A 16,134-nucleotide genomic window follows, 5' to 3' on the forward strand; every position below is an offset into this window, starting at 1 on the left:
CGCGGGGTCAGGTCTTGCTATCCCGCGCGAGGCGCAGGGCGTTAAGAATCACCAGCAGCGAGCTGCTGGCCATGCCGATGCCTGCCGCCCAGGGAGGCAGCCAGCCTGCCAGGGCAAGCGGGATGCAAGCGGCGTTGTAGAGCGCGGACCAGGCTAGGTTCTGGCGGATCACGCGGCGTGTCCTGAGGGCCAGCGCGCGCATGCGAGCCAGCTCGGACAGACGCCCCGAGAGCAGCACGGCATCGGCCTGCGTGCGGGCGATCAGGGCGCCCTGCCCCATGGCCACGCTGGCGTCGGCCCGCGCCAGCACCGGTGCATCGTTGACGCCGTCGCCCAGCATCAGTACTTTGCGGCCCTCCGCCTGCAGGGTCTCGACCCTCGCCAGCTTGCCCTCAGGGCTGGCACCGCCGGTGGCCTGCGCAATGCCCGCGGCCAGCGCGACGGCCTCGACGCGCTCGGGTCGGTCGCCCGACAGCAGCTCCACGCGCAGGCCCAGGGAGCGCAGCGATTGCACCGCGTCCACGGCATCCGGCCGCAGGGTCTCCTCGAACTGCAGGGCCAGGCGGACCTCGCCGTTGCAGCTCAGCAGCAGCTGCGCCGACGGCAGCTCCACACGCGCTGGGGCCGCCCATCCGGCGGCGCCCAGGCGCCAGCGGCGCCCTTGCACATCAAGGGCCTCCATGCCCTGCCCACGATGCTCGCGCAGCTCATGCAGGACCGCGGAGCCTGCCATCGGCGCCCACGCCTCCAGGGCCGCCTTGGCATAGGGATGCAGGGACTGGCCGGCCAGGGCCTGCAGCATCTGCAGCACTTCGGCATCCGGCGCCTGGGGCCAGGTCTTGCCCAGGCGCATGCGGTCCTCCGTCAGCGTGCCCGTCTTGTCCATCACCACAGTGTCGACCTGGGCCATGGTCTCAAGCAGGTCGAGACGGGACAGCAGCACGCCACGCCGCGCCAGCAGGCCCGTGGCCGCCAGCCAGGCCGAGGGCGCAGCCAGCGACAGGGCGCAGGGGCAGGTGACGATCAGCACAGAGACCGCCACCCACACGGCCCGCGAGGGATCGATCCAGCTCCAGGCCACGGCCGCACCTGCCGCGAGGACCAGCACGCCCCACAGGAAGGGTCCGGCTGCGCGATCGGCCAGGCGCAGCTGGGCCGGCCGCTGCGTCAACGCGCTGCGCATGAGTCGCACGATGGATTCGTAGCGGGTGTCCGCCCCGAGGCCGCGCAGCGACATCAGCACGGGCGCCTGCAGGTTCAGGCTGCCTGCCACGACCTCGTCACCCGATGCCTTGCCTACGGGCAGGGACTCGCCGCTCAGCAGGGATTCATCGGCCGCCGTGACCCCCTCGATCAGCACGCCATCGCCCGGGAAGGCCTGCCCCACCAGCACACGCACCCGGTCGCCCACCCGCAGCTCGGAGAGCCCCACCGTCTGGTATTGACCATCCGGCTGCAGGCGCTGCACCAGCTCGGGCAGGCGCTCGCCGGCCAGCTCCAGGGAGCGGGCGACTTTGTGCCGCGCGCGCAGCTCCAGGTAGCGACCGCCCAGCAGGAAGCTGACAAACATGGTCAGGGAATCGAAATAGACCTCGTGGCCAAAGAGGCCCGCCGGGTCGAAGACCGCACCACTGCTGGCCACGAAGGTCACCAGCAGGCCCAGGGCCACTGGCACATCCATGCCCAGGCTGCGGTTGCGGATCTGGCGCCAGGCAGCGCTGAAGAAGGGGCCGGCCGAGAACAGCATCACCGGCAGGCTCAGCACCCACTCGCCCCACTGCAGCAGATTGCGCTGGTCGGGCGCCATGTCCCCAGGGCCGGCCACGTAGATGGGCGTGGCCAGCATCATCACCTGCATCATCAGGAAGCTGGCCACGAAAAGGCGCCACAGGGCCTGCCGGTGCTCCTTCTCGCGCAGTTGGCGAGCGGGCGCGGCGAGATCAGGCACTGCGCCATAGCCGGTGCGCTCGATGGCGGCGATCAGGCGCGAGACCTGCGTGCGGGCCGGGTCCCAGGTCAGTTGCAGGCGCTCAGCGGCGCTGTTCACGTGCGCCTCCTGCACGCCAGGTTGGGCCATCAGGGCACGTTCGATGATGCCGGCGCAGGCAGCGCAGTGCATGCCCGCCAGTTGCAGCTGGGACCGCCCCAGGCGGCGACCGCCGTGGTCCAGCCACTCGGTATAACGATCCAGCTGCGCTGCGTCATCGCAGGCAGCCGCCGGCGCAAGGGGCGCAGAAGCAGCCGCACCTTCCGGCGAGGGCAATGCGGCGGCGATCGGCATGGCGCTCATGGGCGGCGGATGTCCTGCTCTGGGCTTGTAGGGCACGGACTCCGGCGGAATCCGTCAGGCCCCCAATCTAGCCAAACCAGCCAAGGTGGACATGACTTATATCAAGCCGACCGATGGATTCCTCACGAACGCCACAGTGGTCCCCGCCAGGGACTGGCCGCATTGCGTACAGCCGGCCGTCTCGCCCATCAGACCAGGGGCAGGCGCCAAACCAGCTCCAAGCCCGGGAACTCCGGCCGGCTGCGCACCTCCCAGCGTCCGCCCAGGCGTCGGATGATGTCGTGGGCGATGGCCAGGCCCAAGCCTGTGCCATCCTGGGTTTGCACATCAGCCCGCTCGCCTCGCCAGAAGGCTTGACCCAGGCGGGGCAGGTCCGCCGCAGCCACGCCGGGCCCATCGTCGCTGATGCGGATACAGGCCCAGCCGTCCTCTGCCTGCAGGTGCACGCGGATGTGACGCCCGCCGTAGCGCAGGGCGTTGTCCAGCGCATTGCTGATGGCCTCGCTGAGCCACAGGGCATGGGCCCGCGCCTCCAGCGGCCGCTCCGGCGGCTCCTCCAGCTGCAGCTGGATCTCGCTGCCGCGCCGCACGGCCTCCAGCGCCATGGGCTCCACCGCCTCATGGATCAGCGGGCCCAGGGCCATGGGCTCCACGCCCTGCAGCTGCATCAGTGCGGCCTCTGCGCGGGCCAGGGTCAGCAGCTGGGCGATCAGCTTGCCCATGCGCTCGCTGGACTGCTGCAACCCTTCCAGCAGCGGGCCGGTCCGGCCGGCAGGCACGCCGCCCTGGCTGCCCAGCTCCGCGGCCAGCTCCTGGCTCAGCACGCGCAGGCCGGCAACCGGCGTGCGCAGCTGGTGGGCCGCATCTGCCACAAAGCGGCGCTGCAGGGCCACGGATTCCTCCACATTGGCCAGCAGGCTGTTGATACGCTCGATCAGGGGCAGCACCTCGGCCGGCACACCCTGCACGGCCAGCGGCCGCCAGTCGCTGGGCTCGCGGCCCGCGACCTCGGCCGCCACCGCGCGCAGAGGCGCCACGCCACGCCGGATGCCCCAGGCCAGCAGAGACAGGGTCAACAGGCCCAGGCCCAGGGTCGGCACGGCCATCACCGTCAGCACGTCCAGGACCAGGCGCTGACGCTTGTGAAGGGTCTCGACCACGATGATGCTGACATGCCGGTCCAGCATAGGCGAGGCGATCGAGAACAGCGCGCCGCGCACGGCCTCCTCCCCCATGCGGGCGTTGTAGAGCAGGGGTCGCTCGAAGGCCCGGCGCGAGACACGCTGCCGCGGCGCCGGTACCGCGGCATCGCCGGCCAGCACACGGCCCTGCTCGTCCAGCATGGCGTAGTTGCTGAGCTCGGTCTGGTCCCAGGTCAGCAGCTCAAAGTACTGCCGGCTGACGTCCAGCAGCGGACCGCGGTCGGTCCAGACCACCTTGCCCGCCAGCGCGGTCGCCGAGTCCTGCAGGCCGCGGTCGAATGCGGCATCACCGGCCACCACAGCCAGCTCATAGGCCCCGAACGCGGCCACAGCCAGGCCCAGGGACCAGATCCAGGCCAGCGGCCTCAGCAGTTGGGCCCGCAGGCTGCGGGCGCGGCGAGGGCCGGCGGGCGGCACGGCGCTGTCAGGCGTCGACACCGACCGTCTCGCCCGGCTGCACCTGGTCCATGGCATAGCCAAAGCCACGCACGGTGCGGATCACCACGCCCAGCTCCGCGAAACGCTTGCGCAGGCGGCAGACGTAGACCTCCACCGAGTTCTCGCTGAAGTCCGCCTCCCAGCTGGAGAGCCGCGCCACGATGGCATCCTTGCTGACCACGCGGCCGGGGCGCTGCATGAGCATCTCGGTCAGGGCGTACTCGCGGGGGCTCAGGCGCACAATCTCGCCCTTGTGGCTCAGCTCCTTGTGGGCCAGGTCCAGGCTCAGGGCGCCCAGGACCAGGCAGTCGCTGGTGCGGCCCTCGGCGCGGCGCTTGAGTGCGCGCAGCCGCGCGACCAGCTCGCTGAGGTCGAAGGGCTTGACGAGGTAGTCGTCCGCGCCGGCATTGAGCCCGCTGACGCGGTCCGCCAGCTCATCGCGCGCGGTCAGCAGCAGCACAGGCAGCTTCAGGCCCTGGCCCCGCCATTCGCGCAGCACGCTCATGCCATCAACACCGGGCAGGCCCAGGTCCAGCACGGCCAGGTCGAACTGGGTCATCAGGCCCGGCGCCAGCGCGGCCCGGCCGTCCTGCAGCAGGTCCACCTGCCAGCCCTCGCGCTCCAGGGCTCGGGCCACGCCCAGGCCCAGGGCGGCATCGTCTTCGACCAGGAGCACTCGCATGGCACACCACTAACTGCAGGAGGGAGCCCCGGATTGTGCCGCCAGTGCGGGCAAAAAAAGACCGGCTCGGGGGCCGGTCTTTCACTGAGACGGCGATGACGCCGCCCGGGCTCAGGCGAAGTTGGCCTGAGCGAATTCCCAGTTGACCAGGTTGGACAGGAAGGTCTCGACGAACTTCTGGCGCAGGTTACGGTAGTCGATGTAGTAGGCGTGCTCCCACACATCGACAGTCAGCAGAGCCTTGTCGGAGGTGGTCAGCGGCGTGCCGGCGGCACCGGTGTTGACGATGTCCACACTGCCATCCGCCTTCTTGACCAGCCAGGTCCAGCCGGAACCGAAGTTGCCCACGGCGCTCTTGACGAAGGCTTCCTTGAAGGCGTCGTAGCTGCCCCACTTGGCGTTGATGGCATCAGCCAGCGCACCAGTGGGGGCGCCGCCGCCTTGGGGCTTCATGCAGTTCCAGAAGAAGGTGTGGTTCCAGATCTGGGCGGCGTTGTTGTAGATACCGCCGCTGGAGGTCTTGACGATCTCTTCCAGCGTCTTGGTCTCGAACTCGGTGCCCTTCTGCAGGTTGTTCAGGTTCACCACATAGGCGTTGTGGTGCTTGCCATGGTGGAACTCCAGCGTCTCGGCGCTGTAGTGGGGTGCCAGGGCGTCCTTGGCATAGGGCAAGGCGGGCAGGGTGTGTTCCATGGTGAGTCCTCTCGTTGTCGGTGAAGGAAGGGGCCGCGGCCCACCGGGGAGCCAGGGCCCGCTGGATGTGGACAAGGGCGCATGGCCACTTGCGGTGCCGAAGCATTGTAGGCAGAGCCTGCAAAACCCTCGGCAATCCAGGCGCTTTGATCTGCCTCAGTCTTTGGTGGCTTTGCGACGGCGCTTGACAGGGGGCGGTGATCCTCCGGCATTGCCGGACCTCGCCAGGGACAGCACCTCCAGCGACGCTTCGCCATCCGCCAGCACGGCGCGCAGCTGCTGGCCGGCCTGCAGCTGGTCCACGGTTGTGAGCGCCCTGCCCTGGCCGTCGTCCAGCCAGGCATAGCCGCGGGCCAGCACCTGCCTCGGATCCAACGCTGCCAGGCGCGCGGCCAGGCCGTCCAGGTGCTGCTGACTGCCGCGCAGCAGCTGGGGCGCCGCAGCGCGGTGGCGCTGCGCCAAGTGCGCCAGGCGCTGAGACTGCAGGCTCTCCCAACGAGGCAAGACCTGACCCCAGCGCTGCGCCAGCAGGACCACCCGGCGCCGCTGGCGAGCCAGCCCCTCGGCAGGGCGCGCCAGACGCAGGGCGACGCGGTCCAGGCGCTGGGCCGCTGTGTCCAGCTCCCGCCGGACCCGGCGCTGCAGCACCTGTTTCAGGTGGGCCAACTGCCCCAGGCACTCCTGGCGCGAGGGCGCGGCAAGCTCGGCCGCGGCCGTCGGCGTAGGCGCGCGCAGGTCGGCGGCCAGGTCGGCCAGGGTGATGTCAGTCTCGTGGCCAATGCCCGCGATGATGGGCAGCTCGCTGGCCACGATGGCGCGCACCAGGCGCTCGTCATTGAATGCCCAGAGGTCCTCCAGCGAGCCTCCACCGCGGCACAGGATGAGCAGCTCGGCATCCCGCCGGACATTGGCCTGAGCCAGGGCCGCCATCACGCTGGCCGGCGCGTCGGCACCCTGGACGAGACTGGGGTAGACGAAGACCTCAACCTGCGGCGCCCGTCGCGCCAGCGCCGTCAGTACGTCATGCAGGGCCGCCCCGGCGGTCGAGGTGATCACGCCGATGCGACTGGGATAGGCCGGCAGCTCGCGCTTGCGTGCGGCGTCAAACAGCCCCTCCCCTTCGAGCCGGGCTTTGAGCCGCAGGAACTGCTCGTAGAGCGCGCCCGCGCCCGCACGGCACATGGCCTCGGCCACGAACTGCAGGTCGCCGCGGGGCTCATAAAGGGCCACGCGCCCGCGAATCTGCACCCGCTGACCGTCCGCCGGCAGGAAGTCCAGCATGGCAGCCGTGCGCCGGAACAGCGCGCAGCGCAGCAGCGCATTGCCGCCATCGGCATCCTTGAGACTGAAGTAGCAGTGGCCGCTGGCTGCGCGGGTGAAGCCCGAGAGTTCCCCCTCCACGGTGACACTGCTGAAGCGGCTGGAGAGGCTGTCCGCGATGGCCCGTACCAGGCCGCCCACCGTCCACGTCATCCGTGTCGATGCGGGTTTGAAGCCCTCATCCATGCGCCAGCCCAATATCCATGCGGGTCCAGAACTCCACAGCCGCGCCAATCAAGGCTTTGCGGACCATTCGCCTTGTCATGCCTGCGTCACAGACACATAAACGCTTGTTTTTCAAGACCTTTTTCCTGCCCAAAAATGCGGCAATCTGAGCCAAACCTCGATTTGACGGGCTCTGCCGCCGTCGGATGACAGTTTGCCCACAAAGTTATCCACAGGCTCGGTGGATGACTTGCCTGCCCCCCGGCCCGGAACCGCCGCCGCGCTGCCCCGCCTGTGCGAGGGACTCACGTCTACTTGCAAACCAGGGTCCGGGCGGGGTGGCTTCGCGCCATAATCCCGCGCGCAGCCTCGCTGCTGCAGACCTGCGAAACCGTCGAGGGGTAGCCTTTGTTTTCGATCATACAAGCCGCTGGCTGGCCAATCTGGCCCTTGCTTCTGTGTTCCATCATCGCCATGGCCCTGATCATCGAGCGCCTGGCCAGCCTGCGGCCGCAGCGCATCGCGCCGCCCAAGTTGGTCGAGGAAGTGATCGCCGTCACCCAGCAACAGATCCCGCCTGCTGACGTCGTCAACAAGCTGGCCGAGAGCTCCCTGCTGGGCCAAGTGCTGGCCACCGGCCTGCGCGCCAATGTGCTGGAGCCCCGCATCCCCGAGACCAAGCTACGCCTGACCTTCGAGCTGGCCGGCCGCGGCGCCATCCACCAGTTGGAGCGCTACCTCAACACCCTGGGCACCATCGCGACGGCAGCGCCGCTGCTGGGCCTGCTGGGCACCGTGGTGGGCATGATTGAGATCTTCGGCAGCCAGGGCCCCAGCGGCAACAACCCGGCCCAACTGGCCCACGGCATCTCCATCGCGCTGTACAACACGGCCTTCGGCCTGATCATCGCCATCCCCGCGCTGATGTTCTACCGCTACTTCCGCGGCCGCATCGAGGCCTATGTACTGGAGATGGAGGAGTCCTGTGACGCGCTGCTGAGCCACCTGATGCGCATCTCACAGGGCGGCTCGCGATGAAGTTCCGCCAGCGTCAGGGCGAAGAGCCCGAGATCAACCTGATCCCCTTCATCGATGTGCTGCTGGTGATCCTGATCTTCCTGATGCTGTCCACCAGCTACTCGAAGTTCACCGAGCTACAGATCACCCTGCCCACAGCCAGCGCCGACCAACTGAAGGACCGGCCCAAGGAAATCATCGTGGCGGTCTCCGCCGACGGGCACTACGCCATCAACCGCCAAGTGGTGGAAGGCCGCTCGGTGGAGATGCTGGCGGCCGCCCTGGCGCAGGCCGCCCAAGGCAGCGAGGGCATCGATCCAGAGACCACCATCACCGTGTCCGCTGATGCCGCCGCGGCGCACCAGTCAGTGATGAACGTGATGGACGCGGCCCGTCGCGTGGGCCTGGCCCGCCTGACCTTTGCAGCCCAGGGCCCGGGCAGCCCCTGAGCGCCCCCGATGCTCGCCCTCATCGCGCCGGGCTCGTCATGAGCTGGCAGGACCGCCTGCAGCGTGCCTGGACGAGCAACGACGCGCTGGCCCAGGCCCTGCGCCCCTTTGGCGCCCTGCATGCGGCCTTGCTGCGCCTGCGGGTCTGGACCTACCGCGCCGGGCTCAAGAAGAGCCTGCCCCTGCCCTGCCCCGTCATCGTCGTGGGCAACTGGATCGTCGGTGGCGCCGGCAAGACACCAGCCACCCTGGCTCTGCTGGATGTTCTCGGAAAACAGGGCTGGCGCGCGGGCGTGGTGTCGCGAGGCTATGGTCGGCGCGATGACAGCCGGACGCTGCTCGTCCAGCCCGACAGCGCGGCCGCCGAGGTGGGCGATGAACCCCTGCTCATCCACCTGCGCGGCCGCTGCCCCGTGGCCGTGGGCCGGGACCGCATTGCCGCCGCACAGGCCCTGCTGGCGGCATACCCTGCGCTGGACCTCATCGTGGCCGACGATGGCCTGCAGCACTGGCGCCTGCCCCGCCAGCTGAGCATCGTGGTGATCGACGACCGTGGGCTGGGCAATGGCCGCCTGCTGCCGGCCGGCCCGCTGCGTCAGGCCGGTCCGCTCCCCGCCCCGCCCGGCAGCCGGGACGACACCCTGCTGCTCTACAGCGGCGGCAAGCCCAGCACGCCACTGCCGGGCTATGTGGGCACCCGCCGCCTGGCTGGAGCCGTTCGACTGCAGGAGTGGTGGCAGGGCCAGCCGGCCCGCCCCGAGGCGCTGACGGCCCTGCGGGGCCGCCCGGTGCTGGCGGCGGCAGGCCTGGCCCGCCCCCAGGCTTTCTTCGACATGCTGACTGCGCAAGGCCTGGACATTCGCCCCCTACCCTTGCCGGACCATCATGACTTCACCACGCTGCCCTGGCCCGCGGACTGCATCGAGTTGCTGCTGACGGAAAAGGACGCCGTCAAGCTCCCCCCCTCCCGCGTGGGTCAAACCCAGGTGTGGGTGGTGGCGCTAGACTTCAGGCCCGAATTTGCTTTCGAGCAGGCCCTGTGCGACCGCGTGCAGGCCCTGCTCCGCTGAACATGGACACGCGACTGCTGGAGATGCTGGTCTGCCCGATCTGCAAGGGCCCCCTGGAACACCTGCGCGAGGACAGCCGGCGAGAGCTGGTCTGCCATGCCGACCGCTTGGCCTTTCCCATCCGTGACGGCATCCCTGTGATGCTGGAGAACGAGGCCCGCCCCCTGGACGCCGCCCCGGCCGACAGCGCCCAGCCAGCCGAGCCGGCATGAGCTTCCACATCATCATCCCGGCCCGGCTTGCTTCCACGCGCCTGCCCGACAAGCCACTGGCGGACATCGGCGGCCTGCCCATGATCGTGCGCGTGGCGCAGCGAGCAGCCCGCGCGGGAGCGGCGCAAGTGGTGGTCGCGACCGATGCGCCAGCCGTGCTCGCAGCCTGCGAGTCGCACGGCATCCGGGCCCTGCTCACGCGGGCCGACCATCCCAGCGGCAGCGACCGCCTGGCCGAGGCCGTGGAGCAACTGGGCCTGGCCGACGATGCCGTCGTGCTGAACGTCCAGGGCGATGAGCCCCTGATCGACCCTGCCATGATTCGCGCTTGCGCCGAGCTGCTGCTGGGCCGCCCCCATTGCGCCATGAGCACCGTGGCCCATGGCATCGACAACGCCGAGGAGTTCGCCAATCCCAATGTGGTGAAGCTGGTCTGCGATGCGGCGGGCCATGCCCTGTATTTCTCGCGCGCCCCCATTCCCTGGTGGCGCGACGCTCCACGCGGCGGTGCCCAGCCCCATCCCGGTACCGTGCTGCGGCATGTGGGCCTGTATGGCTACCGGGCCGGCTTCCTGCGCCGCTTTCCGCAACTGGCGCAAAGCCCCCTGGAGCAGATCGAGGCCCTAGAGCAGCTGCGCGTGCTGTGGCATGGCGAGCGGATCGCCGTGCATGTCAGCAGCACGCGGCCCGGCCCCGGCGTGGACACCCCCGAGGACCTCGAACGGGTCCGTCGCCTGGTCGCTGACGGCGCCGCCGTCTGAGCCGGCGCTGCCGTCAAATCGCAAGCCAGGCTTGCCGGAAACCTCGGGTTACACCGCATGATCCGCCCGGATCACGTCAGCCGGGCGAAGGCTGGCGCGTGATATTCTCCCCGGCAGTTTGTCGGAGCACCGGGCAGGTGCGCCCCCTTGAGTATTGAGGACCCCCATGCGACTGATTCTTCTCGGCGCCCCCGGCGCTGGCAAAGGCACCCAAGCCGCCTTCATTTGCCAGAAATTCGGCATTCCGCAGATCTCCACCGGAGACATGCTGCGCGCCGCCATCAAGGCCGGAACCGAGATGGGCCTGGCCGCCAAGAAGGTCATGGACGCTGGCGGCCTGGTCAGCGACGACATCATCATCGGCCTCGTCAAGGAACGCATCGCCCAGCCGGATTGCGCCAAGGGCTTCCTCTTCGACGGTTTCCCCCGCACCATCCCCCAGGCCGACGCCATGAAGGCCGCCGGTGTGAAGCTGGACTACGTGCTGGAGATCGATGTGCCTTTCGAGGCCATCATCGAGCGCATGAGCGGCCGCCGCGTGCATGTGGCCTCCGGACGCACTTACCACGTCAAGTTCAACCCGCCCAAGGTTGACGGCAAGGACGACACTACCGGTGAGGAGCTGATCCAGCGCGACGACGACAAGGAAGAGACCGTCAAGAAGCGCCTTGAGGTCTACTCGGCCCAGACCCGCCCCCTGGTGGACTATTACTCCAGTTGGGCCGCGCAGGGCGACGCCCAGGCCCCGAAGTATCGCCGCATCGAGGGCATGGGCACGGTGGACGAGATCACCGCCCGTGCCATGGCCGCACTGTCGGCCTGAGCCCGCTCACAAAAATCTCCTCAAGCCGCTGTTCAGCGGCTTTTCTTTTCGGGAGAATTGACGTTTACGTTAACGTCAGTTGTTCAGGAGACAACAAGCATGGACATCGCAAACAAGGTTTTCATCGTCACCGGTGGCGCTTCCGGCCTGGGCGAAGGCACGGCCCGCATGCTGGCACGTGAAGGTGGCAAGGTCGTGATTGCTGACCTGAACGTCGAAAAGGGCGAAGCCCTGGCAGCCGAACTGGGTGGCGCCTTTGTGAAGGCGGACGTCAGCCAGGAAGCCGATGCGCAGGCCATCGTTGCCAAGGCCCTGAGCCTGGGCAAGCTGATGGGTCTGGTGAACTGCGCCGGCATCGCCCCCGCCGCCAAGACGGTCGGCAAGGACGGCGCCCATGCCCTGTCGCTCTTCCAGAAGGTCATCAACGTGAACCTGGTTGGCAGCTTCAACATGATCCGCCTGGCTTCGGAAGCCATGTGCAAGAACGAGCCCGAAGCCACCGGCGAGCGCGGAGTGATGATCTCCACCGCGTCCGTGGCGGCCTACGACGGTCAGATCGGCCAGGCCGCCTATGCGGCTTCCAAGGGCGGCGTGGTCGGCATGACCCTGCCCATCGCCCGCGACCTGGCCCGCAACGGCATCCGCAACATGACCATCGCCCCCGGCATCTTCGGCACGCCCATGCTCTTCGGCATGCCGCAGGAGGTGCAGGATGCGCTGGCCGCCAGCGTGCCCTTCCCTTCGCGCCTGGGCCGGCCTGATGACTATGCCAAGCTCGTGCACCAGATCATCACCAACGACATGCTCAACGGTGAGGTGATCCGCCTGGACGGCGCCATCCGACTGGCTCCGCGCTGAGCCTTAACGCTGCTGGCGGCGCCAGTCGCGCTGGCTGGCAGCCTGAGGCAGTGACCTGCCCCACGCTCTGGTCAGCGCAGGCATTAAAAAAAGCGGCCTCGAGAGGCCGCTTTTCTTGGGAAGAAGACTTCCGGGGATCAGCGCTTGGCGCTGCGGGCGTAGACGCTCCACAGGCGAGCCATGTCTTGCACGCCGTCCGTGCCCTTCACCGAACGCCAAGCGGCTTGCGCCTTGGTCGTGTCGCCGCCCTGGAAGTAGGCCAGGCCTTGGTACAGCTTGGCGTCCTCGGGGCGCTTCAGGCCACCCTTGGCGATGCCCTGCTCAATCAGCTTGGCTCCCTTGGCGGCTTCGCCGCGGAAGGCATAGGCCAGGCCCACGTTGACCAGGGCGTTGCCGTCCTTGGCCTCCTGCGCATCCTTTTCGGCCGTCGCGGCGGCTGCCTTGGCCTCGGCCACCTTCTTGACGATCAGGTCCTGCAGGCGCTTGTGACGAGCGCCGTCATTGCCCTGCCCCAGCGCGCCGGAGGCGAAGCCCTTATCGACGATCTGCTTGCCTTCGTCAGGGAAGCCCGCCTGCACCGCCAGCTGCGCGGACTCCATGTAGTCATTGGCGTCCTTGAAGTTGCCCGTGGCCAGCTTCAGGCGATAGATGTCCAGCGAGAAGCGGTCTGAGAAACTGGGCTTCTGCTGCACGCGGCTCAGAACATCGGCCCACAACTCCTTGCGGGGGTAGTAAGTCAGCAGCTTTTCCAGCGCCGAAGCTTCGGTATTGCTGTCCTTGGCCTTCATGGCGGCGTTCAGCAGCAGGTTCAGCTTGTTCTGCGAGGGCGTGCGACCGGCCTTTTCGTCGGCGGCGACTTCCTCGCTGGTCTCCTTGATGATGGAGGCCATATCACCGGACAGGTACTGCGCTTGCGACAGCACTTCCTTCATGGTGGCGCTATTGCCGCCTTCCTTGAAGTAGCGCTGGGCCCAGGTCAAGGCTTTGGCGTGGTCCCGATTGCGCAGGTAGGTGCCGGCAATCGATTCGATCATGCGCAGCTGATCCTGTGCGCCCAGCTTTCCGCTGGCCTTCAGGGCTTCAAAGCCCTTGACCATGGAATCCGTGTCCGACGCGCCCGACGCGGCGGCCACGCGCATGTACTCCAGCTGGTAGTTTTCGCTGGCCGTGCGGCCGGACACGCCTTCGGCATCCTTCACCTTGGCCAGCGCTTCCTTGTACTTGCCGGCCTTGATCAGCGCACCGGCATCCTTCAGGTGCTTGCCGATCTCAGGACGAACACCCTCGGCCTGCGCGCTCGCTTGCGAGAAACCGATCTCTCCCTGGGGGCCGGCACCCAGAACCAGTGCCATGGCGCCGACGGCGGCCGTGGCCAGTGCCTTGATTTTCATTGTTTCATCTCCTGACGTGAAAAGACGCGCGGCCCTTGCGGACAGCGCGTCCATGAAGTCTACGCAAGTTTTACTTGACGAACTGCTCGTTGCCAACGATGCCCATCTTGGTCACACCGAGGCGTTGAGCGGCTGCCAGCACCATGGCCACGCGGCCATAGTCCACCAGCTTGTTCGGCTTGATGTGAACTTCGGGCTGATCGGGACCGGGCTTGGCGGCTTCGATCAGGCGAGCCTCCAATTGGTTTTTATCGACCTGCTCGTTGTTCCAGAGCACCGTGCCGTCGAAATCGATGAAGATCTCGACCACCACCGGGTCCTTGACCACGGCCGGCGGCGGCGCACCGTTCGGCATGTTCATGTTCACCGAGTGCAACTGGATGGGGATGGTGATGATCAGCATCACCAGCAGCACCAACATCACGTCAATCAGAGGCGTGGTGTTGACATCCATCATCACATCGGCTTCGTCCCCACTGGACGAACTACCAACATTCATTCCCATGCTGTGCTCCTGCCTCAACCACCGCGCGCAGGCGGCTCGGTGATGAAGCTGATCTTCAGGATGCCGGCACGCTGGCAGGTGTAAATCACCTTGCCGACGGACTCGTAGCGCGCTTTTTCATCGCCACGAATGTGCACCTCAGGCTGAGGATTCAGCACGGCCACCTTCTTCAGGCGTTCGAACAGCGCGTCCGTGTCGGGCACGTTGGCGGTCGCCCAGTAGATGTCGCCATCTTTGGTGACCGCAATTTCGATGTTCTCCGGCTTGGTGACGCGGACCAGGTTCGTTTCCTTGGGCAAGGAAAGATTGACCGACTGCGTCACCACCGGAACGGTGATCAAAAAGATGATCAAGAGCACCAACATCACGTCCACGAGGGGCGTGGTGTTGATGGTCGAGACCACTTCATCATCGCCGGAAGAGGATCCGACGTTCATTCCCATGATGGAACTCCGGGATGAATTGGATTAGCGCTTGACTTGACGGCTGCCCATCAGGACGCCATGCAGGTCGGCGGCAAAGGCACGCACTTGGGACATCACGGCCTTGTTGCGGTTCACCAGCCAGTTGTAGCCCAGCACGGCAGGCACAGCGACGGCCAGACCGATGGCGGTCATGATCAGTGCGGCGCCCACGGGGCCGGCGACCTTGTCGATCGAAGCCTGGCCAGCCACGCCGATCTGGGTCAGGGCCTGCAGAATGCCCCACACGGTACCGAACAGGCCGATGAAGGGAGAGGTCGAGCCCACGGTGGCCAGGAAGCCCAGGCCGCCTTGCAGACGGGTGTTGACTTCGCCAACAGCGCGATCGACGTTCATGGTCACCCAGGTGTTGTGATCGATGTTCTCGGTCAGGGCACCTTCGTGGTGATCAGAGGCTTCCACGGCGCTCTGGGCGATGTAGCGCATGGCGCCGGTCTCGCTCAGGGTCTTGATGCCGTCTTGCAGGCTGGCCTTCTTGAAGAAGGTGGCACGAGCTTCCTTGGCTTCCTTGGCCAGCTTGGTGGTGTCCCACAGCTTGGTGAACAGGATGTACCAGGAGCCCATGGACATCACGGCCAGGATGGCCAGAACCATCTGATCCACCACGTTGCCGTGGGCGACGATGTTGCCCAGGCTGTAGGGGTTCTCGGTGGACTTCTCAGTCACGGGAGCGGCGGCAGGAGCGGGAGCGGCGGCTTCAGCAGGAGCTGCGGTTTGCTCGGCAGGCTTCTGGTCCTGGGCGCGGGCAACCATCGGCGACACGGCCAGGGTCGCAGCAACTGCGATTGCCGCGATCATGGCGGAGATACGAGAGATCATGGAGTCAACTCCTACGCAAAGAAAACTGATGTTCAGTTGAGAAATCGGGGCCAGGTGCCAGCCCCTCTTGTGTCGAGAATCGGGCGCGCGGCCCGAATTCATCATTCGATGTTGAACACGAAGTCCTGTTCGAACACGTGATCGCCGGGGCACTCGTAGGTGTCTGCCAGTGCCTGGGAGATGGCGTTCTGCATGGCGCGCTGAGCCTTGCGGTCGCTGGCGCCACGGATCACAGCCAGTTCGACGCTGACCACGCGGCCGGCCTTCACGGTCGCCGTGGCCTTGAACTCGGCACGGCCGGACCAGTTGACGGACGGCACTTCCGGCTTGCCCATCTTGGTGCAGACCATGGCTGCGGTCTTGGGACCCACGCGAGGCGCAGGAGCCGGGGCGGCGACCGGTGCGGGCGGCGGGGCCGGATGCACGTCGGCCTTGGGCGGCGGCGTCTGCGACTGGGTCGAGATCGTCGGGGCCGGAGCCGGAGCCGTCACCTGGACTTCAGGAGGCGGGATGAACGGGGGCGGCGGAGCCTTCATGTCAGGAGGCGGCGGAACCACCTTCTCGACCGGAGGCGGCGGCTTCTTCACCTCTTCAATGACCTTGGTCTCGATCGGCGCGATGGCCTGGACCACCTTCTTCGCCAACCCGCTCGCCAGGGCATAGGCCATCAGCACGTGGATCAACACCACGACACCGAAGCCCGTCAGCCGAGACGAACTGTTGTTCTCCTGCGCAAAGTTCATGCGCGCTCCTTCAAAAGACTTCGTAACACTCTGCAACACGCGCCGCTCAGCGGCGCCACACGGGAAAGTCCCTTCGGACCCCCACTCCAACAGCAGACACCCAGTCTCCAAAGCACCTGCTGCCGCACTCAACGCAGGACCGGCAATGTATCAGCAAGCAGCCCAGGCCAGGCCTCAAGCTGGTTACCGCAACTCCCGGCACACGCGCGCAAAG

At 67.3% G+C, this 16,134-nt stretch carries 17 protein-coding genes; 7 read left to right on the forward strand and 10 right to left on the reverse strand.

Annotation, left to right across the window (positions count from 1 at the left end; genetic code table 11):
- Positions 1–7: 7 nt before the first annotated feature.
- The 5 genes from H5407_RS09440 to xseA all read right to left on the reverse strand — a co-directional run bounded on the left by H5407_RS09440 (position 8) and on the right by xseA (position 6,811).
- On the reverse strand, positions 8–2,290 hold the full coding sequence (locus H5407_RS09440) for a cation-translocating P-type ATPase (RefSeq protein ID WP_183104198.1): 2,283 nt from the start codon (positions 2,288–2,290) through the stop codon (positions 8–10).
- A gap of 188 nt (positions 2,291–2,478) precedes the next feature.
- Positions 2,479–3,930 carry a sensor histidine kinase gene (locus H5407_RS09445; RefSeq protein WP_183104199.1) on the reverse strand — a complete coding sequence of 484 codons (1,452 nt, stop codon included), beginning with the start codon at positions 3,928–3,930 and terminating at the stop codon, positions 2,479–2,481.
- Entirely contained in the window at positions 3,917–4,612 is a 696-nt protein-coding gene (locus H5407_RS09450; protein WP_183104200.1) for a response regulator transcription factor, read from the reverse strand. Before H5407_RS09450 ends, H5407_RS09445 begins: the two co-directional genes overlap by 14 nt.
- Positions 4,613–4,723: 111 nt before the next feature.
- Positions 4,724–5,305 (reverse strand): superoxide dismutase, encoded by a 582-nt coding sequence (locus tag H5407_RS24255; protein ID WP_255501165.1) that lies wholly within the window; start codon positions 5,303–5,305, stop codon positions 4,724–4,726.
- A 156-nt stretch (positions 5,306–5,461) separates the two neighbouring features.
- A complete protein-coding gene (gene xseA, locus H5407_RS24260) occupies positions 5,462–6,811 on the reverse strand; it encodes an exodeoxyribonuclease VII large subunit (RefSeq protein ID WP_255501166.1) in 1,350 nt (449 codons plus the stop codon).
- Between the two features lie 387 nt (positions 6,812–7,198).
- On the opposite strand from xseA, the gene H5407_RS09460 reads away from it, so the two are divergent.
- From H5407_RS09460 to H5407_RS09490, 7 genes are all read left to right on the forward strand, one after another.
- Positions 7,199–7,828, forward strand: a complete 630-nt coding sequence (locus tag H5407_RS09460; RefSeq protein WP_183104201.1) for a MotA/TolQ/ExbB proton channel family protein — start codon at positions 7,199–7,201, stop codon at positions 7,826–7,828.
- Positions 7,825–8,256 (forward strand): biopolymer transporter ExbD, encoded by a 432-nt coding sequence (locus H5407_RS09465; protein WP_183104202.1) that lies wholly within the window; start codon positions 7,825–7,827, stop codon positions 8,254–8,256. The genes H5407_RS09460 and H5407_RS09465 overlap by 4 nt, the downstream gene beginning before the upstream one ends.
- 38 nt (positions 8,257–8,294) lie before the next feature.
- The gene (gene lpxK, locus H5407_RS09470) at positions 8,295–9,326 is read left to right on the forward strand and encodes a tetraacyldisaccharide 4'-kinase (protein WP_183104203.1); all 1,032 of its coding nucleotides are present in this window, start codon (positions 8,295–8,297) and stop codon (positions 9,324–9,326) included.
- A 2-nt stretch (positions 9,327–9,328) separates the two neighbouring features.
- Entirely contained in the window at positions 9,329–9,538 is a 210-nt protein-coding gene (locus H5407_RS09475; RefSeq protein ID WP_183104204.1) for a Trm112 family protein, read from the forward strand.
- On the forward strand, positions 9,535–10,299 hold the full coding sequence (gene kdsB / locus H5407_RS09480; protein WP_183104205.1) for a 3-deoxy-manno-octulosonate cytidylyltransferase: 765 nt from the start codon (positions 9,535–9,537) through the stop codon (positions 10,297–10,299). Before H5407_RS09475 ends, kdsB begins: the two co-directional genes overlap by 4 nt.
- A gap of 166 nt (positions 10,300–10,465) precedes the next feature.
- Entirely contained in the window at positions 10,466–11,122 is a 657-nt protein-coding gene (adk, locus tag H5407_RS09485) for an adenylate kinase (RefSeq protein ID WP_183104206.1), read from the forward strand.
- A gap of 99 nt (positions 11,123–11,221) precedes the next feature.
- Complete coding sequence (locus tag H5407_RS09490) at positions 11,222–11,980, forward strand: 3-hydroxyacyl-CoA dehydrogenase (protein WP_183104207.1); 759 nt, start codon at positions 11,222–11,224, stop codon at positions 11,978–11,980.
- 137 nt (positions 11,981–12,117) lie between these two features.
- Here the strand turns inward: H5407_RS09490 and H5407_RS09495 are convergent, their stop codons facing one another.
- The 5 genes from H5407_RS09495 to H5407_RS09515 all read right to left on the reverse strand — a co-directional run bounded on the left by H5407_RS09495 (position 12,118) and on the right by H5407_RS09515 (position 15,920).
- Positions 12,118–13,371, reverse strand: a complete 1,254-nt coding sequence (locus H5407_RS09495; protein WP_183104208.1) for a hypothetical protein — start codon at positions 13,369–13,371, stop codon at positions 12,118–12,120.
- A gap of 70 nt (positions 13,372–13,441) precedes the next feature.
- The gene (locus tag H5407_RS09500; RefSeq protein ID WP_183104209.1) at positions 13,442–13,876 is read right to left on the reverse strand and encodes a biopolymer transporter ExbD; all 435 of its coding nucleotides are present in this window, start codon (positions 13,874–13,876) and stop codon (positions 13,442–13,444) included.
- A gap of 14 nt (positions 13,877–13,890) precedes the next feature.
- Positions 13,891–14,319: a biopolymer transporter ExbD gene (locus H5407_RS09505; protein WP_183104210.1), complete on the reverse strand. Its 429-nt coding sequence runs from the start codon at positions 14,317–14,319 to the stop codon at positions 13,891–13,893.
- Between the two features lie 24 nt (positions 14,320–14,343).
- Positions 14,344–15,177, reverse strand: coding sequence for a MotA/TolQ/ExbB proton channel family protein (locus H5407_RS09510; protein ID WP_183104211.1), 834 nt, complete (start codon positions 15,175–15,177; stop codon positions 14,344–14,346).
- Positions 15,178–15,278: 101 nt separating this feature from the next.
- Entirely contained in the window at positions 15,279–15,920 is a 642-nt protein-coding gene (locus H5407_RS09515; protein ID WP_183104212.1) for an ABC transporter substrate-binding protein, read from the reverse strand.
- Between the last annotated feature and the right edge of the window lie 214 nt (positions 15,921–16,134).

The sequence above is a fragment of the Mitsuaria sp. WAJ17 genome (genome assembly GCF_014174515.1).
Classification (GTDB): Bacteria; Pseudomonadota; Gammaproteobacteria; order Burkholderiales; family Burkholderiaceae_C; genus Roseateles_B.